The sequence below is a fragment of the Brevundimonas sp. M1A4_2e genome (assembly GCF_053345555.1).
This window is the reverse complement of sequence record NZ_JBKFAI010000002.1, coordinates 350,521-367,943: the sequence shown is the minus strand read 5'-3', so window position 1 is coordinate 367,943 and position 17,423 is coordinate 350,521. Positions and strand designations below refer to the sequence as shown.

Sequence of the window (17,423 nt, the reverse complement as noted above, 5' to 3'; positions counted from 1 at the left end):
GCCTGCGTCAATGCCACTCGCCGCCGCCGATCGGCGCACCCGGCGGAACCGGCTGAGCGACCGGAAGGGTCGCGCTGAGCGCCTTCAGCCCCTCGACCGGTCCTGTCAGGGCGTCGGCCAGATAGGCGCACTGCGCCGTCTCCAGCCGATCGCCACGGCAGCGTTTCAACTGTTCGCCGAAGCGGCGGGCGCTGTCTCGCACCACGCCCTGAGCGGTCGATGACAGGTCCTTGCCCTGCATCAGGGCCGACAGATGGGCGGCGTAGCGGGCGCGGGCCACGCGCCGCAGCTCGGCCTGTCGCGAGCTGAGGACGGCGCCCGGGCCGACGGCCAGCGCCACCCGATCCAGCGTCTCGACCAGGCCCAGCTGGCCCGGATCGCGGCGCTGCTGTTCGATCAGACGATTCACCCGCTCGGGCGCCAGCAGGGTCTCGAACACCACCTCGGTCGCTGCAGCCGCCGCCGAGGACGGGTCGAACACGGCGTCGGTCTTGCCCTCGAACAGCTCGATCTGGGTCTGGCGATCCGGATTGCCCGACTGGACCGAGGACAGCAGGTCGATCAGGTCGTCCCTGAGGTCCAACTCGGCCGGAGACAGCGCCTGCATCAGGGCCTCCAGCGCCGCGCGCTGCTTGTCGGCGGGCACGACCTCGGCCCGCTCATGCCCGGCGCCGCTGACGGCGTAGCTGTAGTCCACGCCGCCGATCTGACGCCCGACCGCCGTGGTCTGATAGCGGTGATACAGATAGATAGGCACAATGACCCGGCGCAGGTCCGCCGCCGGCGCCCCCGCCGGCAGATTGCCCAGGCCGAAACGCGACAGGGCGATGCGGCGCACCGCCAGAGTGTTGGCGAACTCGGCCACCGGGTCTTCGCCGTTGTCCCACATGGCGCCGTAGGGCTGCAGGCTGCCCAGGGGACGGGTGTCGCCGTCGCCGACGAAGCGATAACCCTTGGCTTGCGCCTCTGCGGCCAGGGCCAGGCGACGCGCCTGCGGGTCCCGGCCCGGCGCATCGCCATACAGCCAGTCGATGGCGTAGCGGTCCCAGGCCCCGACGCCGGTCGTATAGGCCTGGCTGAAGTCGAGCCGGTCGCCGTCGGCGATCACCCAGGGCGCCGGATAGTCCATCACCGAGGCGCGCCCCTCATAGGTCGAGGCCGCGAAGTTGTGGGCCAGGCCGATGGAGTGGCCGATCTCGTGCGCCGACAGGTGGCGCAGGCGGTGATAGGCGAGACGGTCGGGATCATCTTCGCCGCCCGTTCCGGCGCGGGCGGCGCCGACCAGGCCCTCGATGATCATCTTGTCCTGCCGGTCCCGCAGCGAGCCCAGTTGCACGACGCCGCGCACGATCTCGCCGGTGCGCGGATCGCTGACGGTGCTGCCGGTGGACCAGCCGCGCGTCTCGCGGTGGACCCAGGCGATGATGCTGTAGCGTGCGTCCATCGGATGCGCCCCTTCAGGCAGCACCTCGACCCGGAAGGCGTTCTGATACCCCGCCTCTTCAAAGGCTTGCGCCCACCAATTGCCGCCCTCGATCAGGGCTTCGCGGATGGCGACCGGCGCGGCCCGGTCGACGTAGAAGACGATCGGCTTCTTGACCGGCGAACGGGCGGCCGAGGGATCGGTCTTCTCCAGCCGGAAGCGGCGCGCCATCCGCTTCATCACCGGCAGATCCAGAGGCGCGGCGAAGTCGACGGCCATCGCCTGGCCGACGCTGCCGCCGCGCGGATCGTGCGGCACGGGCTGGAAGCCGTCGTCCGGCAGACGGATGAAGGAGTGCTGGACCGTCAGGGTGACGGCGCGCGAATCCGGCGCGATGCGCAACAGCTCGCCGCCCGGCTCGTCGCTGGTGAAGGTCTGGACAGTCTGAAGTTCGACGTTGTCGGGGAAGACCAGGGTCTGATCCAGCGCCAGATGCCCCAGATCCTGCGCCGGCTTGAACGAACCGAGGCTGGCCCGCTTCAGTCGCCCGGCGATATTGACCGCATCGCGGGTCAGGAAGCCGGACAGATCGACGACCACCGAGCCGTCGGCGCCTGTCTCGATCACATCCGTCGCCCAGACGGTCGAGGGGGCGAAGGAGGCGGCGACCGCCCTCTGTTCGTCGTCGCTGGCGTCAAAGGCGCGGAAGCGGTGATTCTCGAACCGGGCGAACACCCGGCCGCCGACCTTGTGGAAGGCCACGATCTGCGTCTGGCCCAGACCCGAGCGGTCCAGCCCCGCATTGTCCATGCCCAGTCCCGCCGACAGCCCCGGCTGATAAAGGTATCGCCCGATCACGCCCTCAGCGTCCGGCGGCGACAGACGCGCCAGAACCCGCCCCTTCTCCCGGTCCAGCCGCACGCCGAACAGGCCGTCCTGCCAGGCGGCTGTGGCCGCCGCTGTCGGGGGCGTAGACTGCGCTGTCGCCTGAGCCGACGCCCCGAACATCACCAGACCGGCGACGCTCGCCAGCAGAACCTTGCGTAACATCGGCTTCCCCCTCCGACGGTTTTAACAGGGCGTTCAGAACACTGAACGCCCGCAAGCGCAAGCCGAAGGCGCGCCTCGATCGAATAATGTATCTGGATATCCGATAGGCAAGCGGCTTCCTGTTTTGCCAACGGCCAAGCCAGGCGGAACCCTCAGCGTCCCCTCCCGTTGCGCTCGGGTACGAAGGAGAACGACATGATCAAATGGGCCATCATCTTCGCCATTATCGCCATAGTGGCCGGCCTGCTGGGCTTCGGCGGCATCGCGGGCGCCGCGGCGGGCATCGCCAAATTCCTGGCTGTTCTGGCGCTGATCATCTTTGCGATCTTCCTGGTGCTTGGCTTCACAGTGGCCAAGAAAATCACCTAAAATCCGGCCTTGAACGCTGGCCTGCAAGCAGCCGCCCGTCCGCCGGAGGGGCGGCGGTCGCTTTTCAGCTGTGTTCCGGTCGCGTCCTGACCGGCAGACCGCGCAGTTCCACCCGCAAGCCGCCCAACCGCGAGGGAACGAAGCGAACCTCGCCCCCGTGCGCCTTCATCGCCGACGCCACGATCGACAGGCCCAGTCCGCTGCCGCCGCCGGGGCTGCCTGCCGGTCGGAAAAATCGCTGGCCCAGCCTCTCAAGATCAGCGGCGGCGACGCCGGGGCCGTCGTCATCAATGGCGATGACGGCGGACGGCCCCTCTCCTTCAGCCGACACGCGGATGCGGCTGCGGGCGAACTGTTGCGCGTTCGCCATCAGATTGGCCGCCACCAGATTGAAACGGTCAGGCTCGGCGAAGACCTCCATCCCGCCCTGCGGCGCCTCAAGGCGGGGTTCCGGCCCCTGAGCCTGGAAAGGCGCCGCCAGCCCCGTCCACCGCTTTTCGCGATCGTCGATGGCGGTCACATCCTCCCGCGCGAGGGCCAGCAGGCCGGCGACCAGACGCGCGGTTCGGTCTACCGAGACCTGAATCTGCTCCAGCGCATGTCGGCGCGTTCGTTCGTCTCGGGTCGCGGCGGCGATCTGGGCCTGGATACGCAGCCCCGCCAGCGGCGTGCGCAACTCATGCGCGGCGGCGGCCGTGAACTCCGTCTCCCGTAATCGGGCCGCGCGCACCCTGTCCATCAGGGCGTCCAGAGACTGCACGAAGGGCTGAAGGTCAGACACTCCGGGCGCCACGCCGATTGGCGACAGGTCGTCAGCGTCCCTTTCGGTGAGGATGCGGGTCATTTGGCGGACCGGCCGCAGCCCAGCCCCCACCGACCACCAGATCAGCACGCCCAGGGCCGCCAACCCCAGGGCCGCCGGGCCGAGCAAACCCGCGACCACGCTGCTGACCAGATGCTCGCGGATCGTCAGACTGTCGCCGACCATCACCCGATAGCCGCCCTCGGGCGCATTGACGGTGTAGACCCGCCAGCGCTCGCCTTCGATCACCCGCTCTGAAAAGCCGTCTTCGTCCGGCGCCAGGCTCTCGGCGGGGGCGTTCTGGGAGCGCGCGATCAACTCGCCGTTCATGGTCCAGATCTGACACGACAGCTGCCGGTCATAGGCCGGAACAGGCCCCGGCAGGGCCGGGCTCGCCACCGGCGTCATCTCGCCCGTGCGCATCAGGGACGAGACCATGCGCGCCGATTCCATCAGACGCCGGTCCAGCACGCGCTGGACCTCATGGCGGGTATGGACCTCCACCCAGACCACCGCTGCGCCCCATACCAATGCGGTCACAACGGCCAGAATGGCGAACAATCTAAGCCGGATGGAGGTCATCGCAGGGTGTATCCCACGCCGCGCACCGTGCGGATGAAGGCGGAACCCAGCTTGGCCCGCAGGTGGTGGACGTGAACCTCCACGGCATTAGAGCCGATCTCCTCCTGCCAGCCATACAGACGCTCTTCCAGCTGGCTCCGCGACTGCACAGCCGACGGCCTTTCCATCAGAGCCTCCAGGATGGCGAACTCGCGGCGCGACAGCGGCAAATCCTCTTCGCCGCGCCAGGCCAGCCGCGCCTTCGGGTCCAGCGTAACGTCCTTGTAAGTCAGAGCCGGGCGCGACCGCCCCAGCAGCCGACGCCGCACAGCCCGCAGCCGCGCCGCCAGTTCGTCCAGATCGAACGGCTTGCCCACATAGTCGTCGGCGCCCGCGTCCAGACCGCCGATCCGATCCCGGCTTTCGTCGCGCGCCGACAGAATGACCACCCCGACGTCCATGTCGCGCTGTCGCACGAAGCGCAGGACTTGAAGACCGTCGCCATCGGGCAGATTGAGGTCCAGGACGACAGCTTCGAACGCCGAGCTTTCAAGCGCAGCCAGGGCGTCCTCGATGCGCGTCGTGGCCTCGACCGTCCAGCCGCAAGCCGTCAGGCCGACCTGAAGGCCGTCCGAAAGTACCGGATCATCTTCCACTATGAGCAGTCTCATGCCTTATGCCTTCCGCCGCCCGGCTTAAGCCTGACTTAAGCTCTTACGCCGACCCGTGACGCATGAAGTTCATTTCCTGGCGCCTTCTGGCGATCCTGTTCGCCCTGATGCTGGCCGCCCCGGCTGTCGGGCGCGCCCAGGCCTTCCCGGCCCTGGACCAGTCCTTCCTGTCCCCGGACCAGGCCTTCACGCTCAAGGTTTCGCGTGAGACCAACGGCGATCTGGCCTTCCGCTGGACCATAGCTGCGGGGCATTACCTCTATCGGGATCACACCGTCGCCACGGCGCCGGGCGGCGAGGAGAGCCTCAGCCTGCAGTTGCAGCCCGGCGAGAAGAAGGACGACCCCGGCTTCGGCGTGGTCGACATCTGGCGCTCGGCCGGACGGGCGCGCCTGTCGGCGGCGACGTTGGAGCGCGCGGGCGCGCCGGGCTCGATCAACATCACCTATCAGGGGTGCAAGGAAGACTCGATCTGCTATCCGCCGACCACGCGGACCGTTACGGTTCCCGCCCTGCCGCGCGCGGCAAGACAGGCCGGGGACGGCGCGGCCCAGCCCCCTGCCGAACCGGCCGCCGCACTGGCCCTGAAGGCGCCGCCTGCGCCCGAGGCCCAGCCTGCCCCTGCCGCCTCGCCGGTTTCAGAGCCCGAAGCATCCCTTGTCGCTGAAGCCGCCGATGCAGCGCCCGCGCCCGCCGTCCGGCTGGACCAGAACGCAGGCTTCGTCGATCGGCTGGCGGATCAGGGAGGGTTCGCTTGGGTCCTGCTGGCCTTCTTCGGTTTCGGCGTATTGCTGGCCTTCACGCCTTGCGTCTTCCCCATGTATCCGATCCTGGCCGGCGTGATCGGACGGGGCGTCGATGGCCGCGGGACCCAGCGCGGGCTGGTGCTCTCCACGGCCTATGTCCTGGGACTGGCCACGGCCTTCGGCCTGCTGGGCGTCGTCGCCGCCTGGTCCGGTCAGAATCTGCAGATGGCGCTTCAATCGGTCTGGGCCGTCGGCGCCCTGTCGATCATCTTCCTGCTACTGGCCGCCTCGATGTTCGGCGGTTTCGAGCTGCAACTGCCGTCCGCCTGGACCAGCCGTTTTTCGCGCGACACCGGGACCGGGCGGCGCTCCGTCGGGTCGGCCGCCGGGCTGGGCTTCGCCTCGGCCCTGATCGTCGGTCCCTGCGTGACCGCCCCGCTGGCGGGCGCCCTGCTCTACATCGCCCAGACCGGCGAAGCCGGGCTCGGCGCGGCCGCTCTGTTCGCCCTGGGGCTGGGCAAGGGCGCGCCGCTGATCGTCTTCGGCACGGCCGGCGCCCGCTTCCTGCCCAAGGCCGGGGCCTGGATGGATCGGGTGAAGACCCTGTTCGGCTTCATCTTCCTGGGCATGGCATGGTGGCTGGCGAGCCGCATCCTGCCGCCGACCGTCGTGCTGGCGCTGGGCGCGATGCTGGCTCTGGCCGCCGCCGCCGCCCTTGGCCTGTTCAGCGGCCCCGCGACCAGCCGTCCGGCGGGGCTCGCCCGCGCCGCCGGATTAGCCGTCGCCGCCTGGGGGATCATGCTTCTGATCGGCCTCAGCATGGGCGCCGCCGATCCCTGGCGCCCGCTGGCCCCGATCGCATCCCGCTCGGCGCCCGGCGACGCCGGGCCTGGGGCGGCGCCGGTCCCGGCCGCCGTGGTCGTTGACCCCGCCGGGCTGGAGCGCGCCATTAGCGATGCAGGCGCCCGCTCTCGCCCGGCCATGATCTACTTCACCGCCGACTGGTGCGTCATCTGTCGGCAGATGGACCGGGACGTCTTCGTCGACGGCCAGGTTTTCGCCGCCCTGCAGAACGTCGATCTGATCAAGGTTGATGTGACGAACAATACCCCGGAAACGCGCCAGTTGATGAAGACCTACGGCGTGGTCGGCCCCCCGACGCTGATCTTCCTGTCCCCCGCATCGCAGGAGCCCGCGTCCACCCGTCTTGTCGGCAAGACCACCGTGAGCAAGGTGCTGGCCTCGCTCGACAGCACGCAGGCCGCCCGATGAACGCGCTAGAGCTCGGCCCCCTCGTCCTGTCCGGCGAGCGGCTTTCCATCATCATCGGCATCTTCGTCTTCGTCATCGGCTCGGGCCTTCTGGCCAGCCGGGTGAGCATCCGCTTCAACGCATGGAGCACTGTCGTCGTCTTCGGCGGCGTTCTGGTCGCGCGTCTGGCCTATGTGGCCGCCAACTGGCCGCACTTTCAGGCCGACCCCTTGCGCGCCTTCGCCGTCTGGCAGGGCGGGTTCGCCTGGCTTTGGGTCATCCCAGTCGTCGTGCTGGCGACGGCGGTGCTGCTAAAAACCGCCAGGGAACGCGCCTGGGCTCTGGCCCCCGTCGCCGTCAGCGCCCTGGCCTGGGTCGCGGCGCATCAGCTGGCGTCCGCGACCGAGCCCCTGCCTCCCGCCGAAATCACCCTGGCGCAGTTGGACGGCGCCCCGCTCGACCTGGCCGCGCCCTCCGGTCGCCCGACAGTCATCAACGTCTGGGCCAGTTGGTGCCCGCCCTGTCGCCGCGAGATGCCGGCCCTGGCCGCCGCCCAGAAGGCCCATCCCGACGTGCGCTTCCTGTTCGTCAATCAGGGCGAGGGCGAAGCGACGGTGCGGACCTATCTGTCGCGCGAGGGCCTGACGTTGGAGCATGTCCTGCTTGACCCGCACATGGATCTGCCGCGCCACTACGGCACGGTCGGTCTGCCCATCACCTTCTTCCTTGGAAGCGACGGACGGCTGGCCAAGGCGCATCTGGGCGAGATCGGGCCGGAGCGCATCGCCGCCGAAATCGCGCGACTGGACTGAAACGAAACATCCCAGACCCGTCTGCGTCTTAAGCCTGACTTAAGACCGGGCGTGGACGAAGCCCACACCTTTGAGGCGCGCGCCTCGCCAAGATCATGGCCCTGGATGGCCGTCACATCACCCGGAGAAGTCTGATCATGAACAAGCCCGCGCTCGCCCTGATGATCGCCGCGACGATGAGCCTGGCGGCCTGTGGTCCGGCCGACGCCAGCGCCGCGCAGGACATGCCCATGATCGCAGAGGTCGGCTTCAGCGACCTTCTGAAGAATCCGGCGACGCCCTTCATCGGCGCCGAACAGGCCGACATCACCATCATCGGCTTCATGGATTACAACTGCCCCTACTGCAAAATGATGATCCCGGAGCTCAACGGCCTGATGGAAGCCGATCCGAAGGTGCGGGTGCTGTACAAGGAATGGCCGATCTTCGGCCCGGTGTCCGAGAACCTGGCGCGCATCGCGCTGGCCGCCGGCTATCAGGACAAATACCACGCGGTGCACAACGCCTTCATGAGCGCGCCGGATCGCATCCAGACCAATCAGAAGGCGCGTCAGCTCGCCACGGAAGCCGGTGTCGACATGCAGCAGCTGGACCGCGACCTGGCCGCCCATCGCGAGGACATCGACGCCGTCCTGCTGCTCAACAGCCGAGAGGCCGCCGCCCTCGCCCTTAACGGCACGCCGGCCTTCGTCATCAACGGCAATCTGATCCCTGGCGGAATCCCCCAGGCCCAGCTGGAGGCCGTGATCGCCCGCATCCGCTCCGGTCAGCCGCTGCGCTGATTCAAGAGGCGAAGGCTCCATAAGCGGCCCGGGTTTCGGCGCGGCGCGGAAGACGCCGAGCGCCTCGCCGATCCCGCTTCCCCTGCGCCGCGTTCAGGGGAACCTCGGCAAACCAAAGACCGTTCTGAACCACATGAACCTTGGCCTTTTCTTCTTCGGCGTTCTGTTGCTGGCGGTCCTGCTCACCGGGCTGGATCGCGCGATCACTGGACCTCGGCGCGCTGCGGACAAGGATCAGGACGGCGAGCCCGACGGTCCCCCAGAGGACTGACGCCCGCCCCCCTTTCGATCCGGCGGCAAAGACCTATGTTGCCGACACGCCGCGGCTCGATCGCGGCGCGTTCAACCTGTCCTGATTTCGCCGAGCCTGCTTCATGTCCTACGTCGCCCGTGACGACCGCCCCGCCGACAAGGCCGAACGCTATGCCGAGGTCGAGGCCGAGATTATGGCCGTGCTGGACGGGGAGTCGAACCTGACCGCGCGCATGGCCACCGTGGCGTCGATGCTGGCCGACGCCTTCCCGGCCTTCTTCTGGACCGGCTTCTACGTGGTGGACGCGGCCAAGGACGAGGAGCTGGTGGTCGGCCCCTATCAGGGGACGCTGGGCTGCCTGCGCATCCCCTTCGCGCGCGGCGTCTGCGGCGCGGCGGCCAAGACGCGCCAGACCCAGGTGGTCGAGGACGTCCACGCCTTCCCCGGCCACATCGCCTGCGACAGCCGCTCGGCCAGCGAGATCGTGGTCCCGGTGCTGGACGCGGCGGGCGGCCTGATCGCCGTGCTGGACGTGGACGCGACCGAGAAGGCGGCCTTCGACGCCGTGGACGCCGAGGCGCTGGAGCGGCTGATGGCCAAGGTGTTCGGCGCGAGCTGAGGGCATTCACCCTCTCCCGACGGGAGAGGGCTTGAGCGCACGAGAGCGCTAGCGATCGTCCTTGCGCGAAAGGGTGAGGGGTTTGTCTCGTCAGTCGGCGTAAGCCGTGGCGCGACGGCCTTCGGCCGACTTCCCCCGCGAACCCTCTCCCTTTCGCCTATACCAATCGCCTTCGGCTCTTGGAGGCTCAAGCCCTCTCCCATTGGGAGAGGGCTCCGCACACGACGCCTGCCCCCCGCGCGTGCTACCTCCCTCGCATGAGGATCGGAATCGACTTCGGCGGCACCAAGATCGAGGCGGCGGCGCTGGACGCGGCCGGCGCCTTCGCCGCGCGCATCCGGGAGCCCAACCCCGGGAGCTATGACGCCGCCCTGGCCCTGGTCGCCGACCTGGTGCGCCGGGTCGAGGCCGAGGCAGGGCCGGCGCGCTCGGTCGGCCTGGCCATTCCCGGATCGCCCTCGCCGCGCACCGGTCTGATCCGCAACGCCAACTCCACCTATCTGAACGGCCGCCGCTTCGCCGAGGATCTGCAGGCCGCGCTCGGCCGCCCGGTGCGGCTGGCCAACGACGCCAACTGCCTGGCCCTGTCGGAGGCCGCCGACGGCGCAGGCGCGGGCGCCGCCAGCCTGTTCGGCGTCATCCTCGGCACCGGCTGCGGCGGAGGCCTGGTCATCGACGGCAAGCTGGTCGAGGGTGCGCACGGGGTCGCCGCCGAGATCGGCCACATCTCCCTGCCCTGGCCCGCAGCGGACGAAGCGCCCGGCCCCGCCTGCTGGTGCGGCCTGAGCGGCTGTCTGGAGACCTGGGTGTCCGGGACGGGCTTCCAGCGCGATCATGAAGCTGCGACCGGGCGGGCGTGGAAGGCGCAGGCCATCATCAACGCCGCCCGCAAGGGCGACGTGCAGGCCGCCGCCGCGCTTGAGCGCTACATCGACCGGCTGGGGCGCGGGCTGGCCATGGTGGTCAATCTGGCCGACCCGGAGCTCTTCGTGCTGGGCGGCGGGATGTCGAATGTGGGCGAGCTTTACGATCGCCTGCCGCAGGTCGTGGCCCGCCATGTCTTCTCCGACCACTGGGAGGGACGGATCGTTCCGGCGAAGTGGGGCGATTCCTCAGGGGTGCGCGGCGCCGCGCGGCTGTGGGACGATTGATCCCTGATTGATTGGGCCGCGCGCCCCGCTATGGTCCGCGCCGAACCATTCAGGAGCGAGACGATGGGCGAACGGGTTGCAGCACTCACCGGCGGGCACGGCGCCCTGGGCCGCGCCGTGGTCGAGGCCGCGCTGACCGCAGGCTGGACCGTCGCCGTCATCGACCACGCCAGCGGCCACGCCGTCCCCGAAGGCGTGCTGGAGGTCGGCGGCGTCGACCTGACCGACCCCGCCCAGGCCAAGAGCGCAATCGACGCCGTCGTCGCCCGCTTCGGCCGTCTGGACGCCCTGCTGAACATCGCCGGCGGCTTCGTCTGGAGCCCAGTCGAGGGCGACGGCGACGAATTCGACCGGATGCACGCCCTCAACCTCAAGACGACGCTGAACGCCAGCCGCGCCGCCCTGCCCCATCTGAAGGCCTCGGCCGAGGGGCGCATCGTCAACGTGGGCGCCAACGGGGCGATCAAGGCCGGGCACGGCATGGGCGCCTACGCCGCCTCCAAGGCCGGGGTCCACCGCCTGACCGAGGCTCTGGCCGAGGAGCTGAAGTCGACCTCGGTGACGGTCAACGCCGTCCTGCCCTCCATCATCGACACGGCGGCCAACCGCGCCGACATGCCCGACGCCGATCCGTCGAAGTGGGTCGCGCCGGCCGACCTGGCGGCGGTCATCCTGTTCCTGGCCTCGCCCGAGGCGCGGGCGGTCACGGGGGCCCTGATCCCCGTCACGGGCAAGGTCTGATGCGGGCGCGCAGCGTCCTCTATCTGCCTGCGTCCAATGCGCGGGCGGTGCAGAAGGCCCGCACCCTGCCCTGCGACGTGGCGGTGCTGGACCTGGAGGACGCGGTCGCGCCCGAGATGAAGGCCGAGGCGCGCGCCACTGCCGTCGCGGCGGCGCGCGAAGGCGGCTTCGGCCCCCGGCTGGGCGTGCGGATCAACGGCCTGGACACCCCCTGGGGCGCCGACGACCTGAAGGCCCTGCGCGACGCGCCCGTCGACCTGATCGTCGCGCCCAAGGTCAAGAGCGCGGCCATGGTCCACGCCCTGTCGGAGGGAATGCGCCCCGGCGCCGCCCTGTGGGCCATGATCGAGACGCCGCGCGCCTTGGTGGACCTTGGCGAGATCGCCGAAGCGGACGGCGCGCTGAGCGGCCTCATGCTGGGCGTCAACGACCTGGCCAAGGATTTGAAGACCGGCGCCTCGCCCGACCGCGAGCCGCTGAAGCCCTGGCTGGCGGCGGTCGTGGCCCATGGGCGAGCCAACGGGCTGAGCGTCATCGACGGGGTGTTCAACCGCATTCAGGACGAGGCGGGGTTCGCCGCCGAGTGCGCGCAAGGGCGGCTGTATGGCTTCGATGGCAAGAGCCTGATCCACCCTTCGCAGATCGAGAGGGCCAACGCGGCGTTCGGCCCGTCGGTCGAGGAGGTGGAATGGGCGCGCAAGGTCGTCGCCGCTTTCGCCACGCCCGAAGCCGCGGGGCTGGGCGTCATCCGCGTCGAGGGCGAGATGGTGGAGCGGCTGCATCTGGGGCAGGCGCAGGCCCTTCTGGCCGACCTCTGACCCTTCTCCCCTTGTGGGAGAAGGTGGGCGCCGGAGGCGCTCGGATGAGGGGTGTCGGCGCGACGGCGGAAGATTGGCGGCGTCGCTTGGAGCCCTTTTCGGATAGGGGACCGCACACACCCCTCATCCGTCAGGCTCCGCCTGCCACCTTCTCCCACAAGGGGAGAAGGAAGAGCGGGGTGGCATCCTTCTACGGCAGACCTTAGACACAGCCTCATGATCGCACCGCTTCCGCCCTCGTCTAAAACCCGCGCCTGGGTCTGTGCGCCGGGGGTGTTGAAGGTGCCGTTCCTCTCCGCCTTCCTGCCCGATTACGATCTGTCCGCCCTGCCGGGATTGTCGACCGAGGCCGTCCTCGGCTGGGGCATGAAGCCGACGGCGGCGACAGGACGACGCTGGGCGGCGAAGCACGGCAAACCCTACGTCGCGCTGGAGGATGGCTTCCTGCGCTCGGTCGGCATCGGCGAGAGCGGGGCGACCAGCCTGAGCCTGATCGTCGATGATCTGGGCGTCTATTACGATGCGACCCGGCCCAGTCGGTTGGAGCAGTTGATCCAGACCGCCCCCGACTGGTGCGACGCCGCCGTGAAGGCCCGCGCGCGCGGTCTGATCGACCGCATCGTGGCGTCGGGCGTGTCCAAGACTAATATGGGCGGGCCGCTGGACACGAGCCTGCTGAAGCCGGGCCGCCGGGTGCTGCTCGTGGACCAGACCTTCGGCGACGCCTCCATCGGCTATGGGCTGGCGACCGAGCAGAGCTTCTCGGACATGCTGGCGGCCGCCCGGCGCGACGAGCCGGAGGCCCAGTTGATCGTCAAGCGCCACCCGGCCGTGGCGGCGGGGCGCAAATCGGGCTGCATCCCGGCGGACCAGCTTGAAGGCGTCACCCTGATCGACACGGACGTGCGGCCGGCCGACCTGCTGGCGGCGGTGGACGCGGTCTATGTCGTGACTTCGGCGCTGGGGTTCGAGGCGCTGTTGCGCGGCCTGCCGGTGCGCTGCTTCGGCGCGCCCTTCTATTCCGGCTGGGGGCTGACCGCGGATGCGGTTCAGACCGGGCGGCGCGGCGTACCGCGCGATCTGGATCAGGTCGCGGCGGCGGCCCTGATCGCCTACACCCGCTATGTCGATCCCGTCACCGGCCAGCGATGCGAGGCCGAACAGGCGCTGGAGCGTCTGATCGCCCTTCGCGACCGGGCCGACCGGCTGGCGGGCGACTGGGCGGCGGTCGGCTTCGCCCCGGCCAAGCGGCCGCCGGTGCGCCGTCTGCTGAACTCGCCCAAGGGCCGCGTCCGCTACTTCTGGCGCGCCTCCGCCGCCGTCGCCCATGCGCGGGCGACGGGCGGCAAGCTGATCTGGTGGGCCGGCAAGGAGACGCCGCAGATCCGCGCCGCCGCCGACGCCTTCGAAGGGCCGGTCGTGCGCATGGAGGACGGCTTCATCCGCTCGCGCGGCCTAGGGTCCGACTTCTTCGGCGCCCTGTCGGTCGCCCTGGACGATCAGGGCGTCTACTACGACCCGACCCGGCCCAGCCGTCTGGAGAGCCTGATCGAGGCGGGCGAGCCTTCGCCGGATCAGGCGGCGCGGGCCGAGCGCCTTCGCGCCCGCGTGGTCGAGGCGGGCCTGTCGAAATACAATCTGAAGGGCGCGGGCGTCCCGGTGCATTGGCCGACTGAAAGGCCGATCCTGCTGGTCGTGGGTCAGGTCGAGAACGACCGCTCGATCCTGATGGGCTGCGGCCCGGACATCCGCACCAACTCCGGCCTGGTGAAGGCGGCTCGGGCCGATCATCCCGACGCCTTCCTGATCTATCGCAACCACCCGGACGTGACGGCGGGCAACCGGCCCGGCCTGCTGGACCATGCGGCGATGGAAGAGGTCGACGCCTCGGCCGACGATCTGGACATCATCGACTGCCTGAACGCCTGCGACCGGCTGGCGACCCTGACCTCCCTGACCGGGTTCGAGGCCCTGATGCGGGGCAAGCCGGTCAGCGTCTATGGCCGTCCCTTCTATGCCGGATGGGGCCTGACCGACGACAAGCTGACGTTCGAGCGCCGCACCCGTCGCGCCTCCCTGCAGAGCCTGATCCACGCGGCCCTGATCGGCTATCCCGTCTATGTCACGCCGGACGGCTGGCCGTGCGAGGCCGAGGATCTGGTCGAGGCCCTGATCGCCGCGCGCGACCATCCCCTGCCCGCCCCGCCGCGCGGCCGCATCAATCGCTGGTGGAGGGGCATAAAGGCCAGTCTCGACCGCAGCCTTCCCCCGGCCTATTGAGGAGGTTCGTCATCGCAACGGACTGAGTCCGGCCCGCGAGGCGCCCGAACTTCGCCGCGAGGCGCCGACATAAGGCTTGTCGAGCGCCGGGGACTCCATGTTTCCTCATGCAGCGAGGCGCCGCGCGCCGAGCGTCAGGGAACCATACAGTGAAAAAAGCCGTCATCTCCGCAACCGGCCTGTTCACCCCGGAACAGTCGATCTCGAACGAGGAGCTGGTCGGCGCCTACAACGCATGGGCGGAAGGCTGGAACGCGGCCAACGCGCAGGCCATCGCCGCCGGAGAGCTGGAGGCCAAGACGCCCTCGTCCGAAGCCTTCATCGAGAAGGCCTCGGGCATCAAGGCGCGCTACGTCATGGACAAGTCGGGCATCATCGACCCCGAGCGGATGCTGCCCAATCTGCCCGCGCGCGGCGACGACGAGCTGTCGATCCTGGCCGAAATGGCGGTGAAGGCCGCGCAAGACGCCATCAGGGCCTGGGGCAAGCCAGTCAGCGAGATCGGCGCCGTCATCTGCGCCGCGTCCAACATGCAGCGCCCCTACCCCGCCATGGCCATCGAGGTGCAGCAGGCGCTGGGGATCGAGGGCTTCGCCTTCGACATGAACGTGGCCTGCAGTTCCGCCACCTTCGGCATCAAGACGGCGGCGGACTTCGTGGCTTCAGGCTCGGTCAAAGCCGTGCTGATGGTGAACCCGGAAATCTGTTCGGCGCACCTGAACTTCAAGGATCGCGACAGCCACTTCATCTTCGGCGACGTCGCCACCGCCGTCATCATCGAGGCCGAGGATCAGGCCGGACCGGGTGGCTGGGACATTGTCGGGACCAAGCTGAAGACCAGCTTCTCGAACAACATCCGCAACAATTTCGGCTTCCTGAACCGCGCCGCCCTGCCGACTGACGGGCATGAGCCGGTCGCGGCCGATGGCCTGAGCGACAAGATGTTCGTCCAGCAGGGCCGCAAGGTGTTCAAGGAAGTCGTGCCGATGGTGTCGGAGATGATCCTCGACCACGCCGCCGAACTGAGCCTGGACCCGCATGGGCTCAAGCGCCTGTGGCTGCACCAGGCCAACATCAACATGAACACCCTGATTGGCAGGAAGGTGCTGGGTCGCGAGCCTGAGCCCGGCGAGAACGTCATCATCCTGGACGATTACGCCAACACCTCCTCGGCGGGGTCAATCATCGCCTTCCACCTGCACAACGACGGCTTCGAGCCGGGCGATACGGGTCTGATCTGCAGCTTCGGCGCAGGTTATTCAGCGGGCACGGTTTTTGTGCAAAAGCGGCCCTGATTCCGCCAATCAGGAATCATTATTTCCGGCGGCGCTTGCACTGTTCGGAAAATTTTGCAAACCGTTACGCGTCGAGAAACAGGGGGGATGAAGCCCGAATGACTCAGACAGCTTTGCCTTGGGCTGAAAAACTCAGTGATCCGCTGGCGCACGACGTGGCCACGGTGTTGCAACGCATGGGCGGCTCCGCCCATCAGGATATCGTCATCAACTGCGTCGCAGCGCTGAAGCGCCAACGCGGCGAGTCGGTCACTCACGACCTCAAGATGAAGATCATCGAGGTGTTCGAGCGATATCGGGACTTGTTCGTGCGCCCGTTTGGCGAAGGCTCCCTGCGCTGGGCCCTGGCGCCTGACGTCGCCTGACGCCTTAAGGGTTCCGTCAACGAAAAAGGCCCGCTCCGACCGGAGCGGGCCTTCGTCATTTTAAGAGCGAGCGCTCTTAGAAGCGTCGGATGTAGCTGACCGAATAGGCGTCAGCCTCGCCGCGGTCGTCGCGGAAGTCACGACGGGTCCAGTCAGCGCGGACGCCGTTCACGCCGTCCAGGTAGTAGTTGGCGCCGACGCCATAGTTCCAGCTGTCGCCGCCGACCTTGGTCTCGGCGCCGGCCAGTTCCTGCTTCAGCTCGGTGTGGCCGTAGCCGCCGCGCGCAAACAGCTCCAGCTTGTCGCCGATCGGGTATTTGCCGACGACATAACCGGCAGCGTCCCACTCGTGCTTGATCTGGCCATCGACGCCGGCGACGGTGATGTCCTTATTCTTGACCCCGACCCCGACTTCCGTCTCGACGGCCAGGTAGCGGTTCAGATCGACGCCCAGGCGACCGCTGACCGCGCCGGTCTGGGCGGCGTCGCCTTCCATGTGCGTGTAGCCCAGCGAGCCATAGCCGCGCGGCTCAGGATTCGATTGAGCAAACGCCGGAACGGCAAGAACAGACATAGCGGCGGCGGCGAGAATAACGTTACGCATTATTTCATACTCCTTAGATGATGTGACTTCTGTGATCACATGCCCCATCCAACACAGAGATAAATGGGTAGGCGGGACTTGGCGTTCCATACCCATCATCAAAGATACAGATCGATGGTGCACCAATGACACATACGGTGTTACATCTATATCTCAAAAAGAAGGGCGCGCTCCGCCGAGAAGCGCGCCCCATCCGGTCGCTGATAAGTCGGCTTAGAAACGACGGACGTAGTTGACCGAATAGATATCCACCTCGCCGCCATCGTCGGTGAAGTCACGGCGGGTCCAATCGCCGCGCAGGCCGTTTTGAGCGTCGAAGTAGTAGTTGGCGCCGACGCCGTAGTTCCAGCTTTCACCGTCGGCCTTGCTCTCAAACCCGGCCAATTCGCCCTTGATACGGGTCGTGCCGTAACCGCCGCGTGCAAACAGTTCGAAGTTGGGCGTGAGCGGCAGCGTGCCGACCGCATAGGCGGCCAGATCATAGTCGTGCTTGATCTTGCCCTCGGCGCCGGCGACGGTGAAGTCGTCGTCCTTCACCCCGATCGAGCCCTCGCCCTCGACGCCGAAATAGGGGTTGAACTTGGCGCCCAGACGACCGGTCACCGCGCCCAGGTCCCCATCAGAATGGTCCAGTTGCGAATAGCCGAGCGTACCGTAATAGGTGGGGCCGCCCGGCTGCACGACCTGGGCCGCAGCCGGCAGGGCAAGTACAGACAGCGCGGCGGCGGTGAGAATAACATTACGCATGAGCTTCAATCACTCCTTATTGCGATGAGCAGGACTGGCCTGATCACCTTGCGGAGAAACAAAGCTCGCACGCCCGCAGACGT

17 protein-coding genes are annotated in these 17,423 nt (G+C 68.3%); 12 read left to right on the top strand and 5 right to left on the bottom strand.

Annotation, left to right across the window (positions count from 1 at the left end; all coding sequences use genetic code 11):
• Positions 1 to 7: 7 nt before the first annotated feature.
• Entirely contained in the window at positions 8 to 2,473 is a 2,466-nt protein-coding gene (locus ACLBV5_RS06355; RefSeq protein ID WP_447605147.1) for a zinc-dependent metalloprotease, read from the bottom strand.
• Positions 2,474 to 2,668: 195 nt separating this feature from the next.
• On the opposite strand from ACLBV5_RS06355, the gene ACLBV5_RS06350 reads away from it, so the two are divergent.
• Positions 2,669 to 2,842 carry a DUF1328 family protein gene (locus tag ACLBV5_RS06350; protein ID WP_025977645.1) on the top strand — a complete coding sequence of 58 codons (174 nt, stop codon included), beginning with the start codon at positions 2,669 to 2,671 and terminating at the stop codon, positions 2,840 to 2,842.
• 64 nt (positions 2,843 to 2,906) lie between these two features.
• Here the strand turns inward: ACLBV5_RS06350 and ACLBV5_RS06345 are convergent, their stop codons facing one another.
• Complete coding sequence (locus ACLBV5_RS06345) at positions 2,907 to 4,226, bottom strand: ATP-binding protein (RefSeq protein ID WP_447605146.1); 1,320 nt, start codon at positions 4,224 to 4,226, stop codon at positions 2,907 to 2,909.
• Positions 4,223 to 4,876, bottom strand: coding sequence for a response regulator transcription factor (locus ACLBV5_RS06340; protein ID WP_392354119.1), 654 nt, complete (start codon positions 4,874 to 4,876; stop codon positions 4,223 to 4,225). The genes ACLBV5_RS06345 and ACLBV5_RS06340 overlap by 4 nt, the downstream gene beginning before the upstream one ends.
• A gap of 62 nt (positions 4,877 to 4,938) precedes the next feature.
• On the opposite strand from ACLBV5_RS06340, the gene dsbD reads away from it, so the two are divergent.
• From dsbD to ACLBV5_RS06285, 11 genes are all read left to right on the top strand, one after another.
• A complete protein-coding gene (dsbD, locus tag ACLBV5_RS06335; RefSeq protein WP_447605145.1) occupies positions 4,939 to 6,894 on the top strand; it encodes a protein-disulfide reductase DsbD in 1,956 nt (651 codons plus the stop codon).
• Positions 6,891 to 7,685 (top strand): prolipoprotein diacylglyceryl transferase family protein, encoded by a 795-nt coding sequence (locus tag ACLBV5_RS06330; protein WP_447605144.1) that lies wholly within the window; start codon positions 6,891 to 6,893, stop codon positions 7,683 to 7,685. Before dsbD ends, ACLBV5_RS06330 begins: the two co-directional genes overlap by 4 nt.
• Positions 7,686 to 7,822: 137 nt before the next feature.
• Positions 7,823 to 8,467 carry a DsbA family protein gene (locus ACLBV5_RS06325; RefSeq protein ID WP_253122757.1) on the top strand — a complete coding sequence of 215 codons (645 nt, stop codon included), beginning with the start codon at positions 7,823 to 7,825 and terminating at the stop codon, positions 8,465 to 8,467.
• Between the two features lie 133 nt (positions 8,468 to 8,600).
• Positions 8,601 to 8,738: a hypothetical protein gene (locus ACLBV5_RS06320; RefSeq protein WP_167309484.1), complete on the top strand. Its 138-nt coding sequence runs from the start codon at positions 8,601 to 8,603 to the stop codon at positions 8,736 to 8,738.
• Between the two features lie 103 nt (positions 8,739 to 8,841).
• Entirely contained in the window at positions 8,842 to 9,339 is a 498-nt protein-coding gene (locus tag ACLBV5_RS06315; protein WP_392354124.1) for a GAF domain-containing protein, read from the top strand.
• Positions 9,340 to 9,596: 257 nt separating this feature from the next.
• Positions 9,597 to 10,490: an ROK family protein gene (locus tag ACLBV5_RS06310; protein WP_447605143.1), complete on the top strand. Its 894-nt coding sequence runs from the start codon at positions 9,597 to 9,599 to the stop codon at positions 10,488 to 10,490.
• A 63-nt stretch (positions 10,491 to 10,553) separates the two neighbouring features.
• Positions 10,554 to 11,231, top strand: coding sequence for an SDR family NAD(P)-dependent oxidoreductase (locus ACLBV5_RS06305; protein WP_447605142.1), 678 nt, complete (start codon positions 10,554 to 10,556; stop codon positions 11,229 to 11,231).
• On the top strand, positions 11,231 to 12,049 hold the full coding sequence (locus ACLBV5_RS06300) for an HpcH/HpaI aldolase/citrate lyase family protein (protein ID WP_447605141.1): 819 nt from the start codon (positions 11,231 to 11,233) through the stop codon (positions 12,047 to 12,049). Before ACLBV5_RS06305 ends, ACLBV5_RS06300 begins: the two co-directional genes overlap by 1 nt.
• Positions 12,050 to 12,265: 216 nt before the next feature.
• The gene (locus ACLBV5_RS06295; protein WP_447605140.1) at positions 12,266 to 14,329 is read left to right on the top strand and encodes a capsular polysaccharide biosynthesis protein; all 2,064 of its coding nucleotides are present in this window, start codon (positions 12,266 to 12,268) and stop codon (positions 14,327 to 14,329) included.
• A 149-nt stretch (positions 14,330 to 14,478) separates the two neighbouring features.
• Entirely contained in the window at positions 14,479 to 15,624 is a 1,146-nt protein-coding gene (locus tag ACLBV5_RS06290) for a beta-ketoacyl-ACP synthase III (RefSeq protein WP_447605139.1), read from the top strand.
• A 98-nt stretch (positions 15,625 to 15,722) separates the two neighbouring features.
• Positions 15,723 to 15,989 (top strand): hypothetical protein, encoded by a 267-nt coding sequence (locus ACLBV5_RS06285; RefSeq protein ID WP_025977657.1) that lies wholly within the window; start codon positions 15,723 to 15,725, stop codon positions 15,987 to 15,989.
• Positions 15,990 to 16,065: 76 nt separating this feature from the next.
• Here ACLBV5_RS06285 and ACLBV5_RS06280 read toward each other — a convergent pair whose 3' ends face one another.
• Positions 16,066 to 16,593: a porin family protein gene (locus ACLBV5_RS06280; protein WP_025977658.1), complete on the bottom strand. Its 528-nt coding sequence runs from the start codon at positions 16,591 to 16,593 to the stop codon at positions 16,066 to 16,068.
• 213 nt (positions 16,594 to 16,806) lie between these two features.
• Complete coding sequence (locus tag ACLBV5_RS06275) at positions 16,807 to 17,340, bottom strand: porin family protein (protein WP_025977659.1); 534 nt, start codon at positions 17,338 to 17,340, stop codon at positions 16,807 to 16,809.
• Between the last annotated feature and the right edge of the window lie 83 nt (positions 17,341 to 17,423).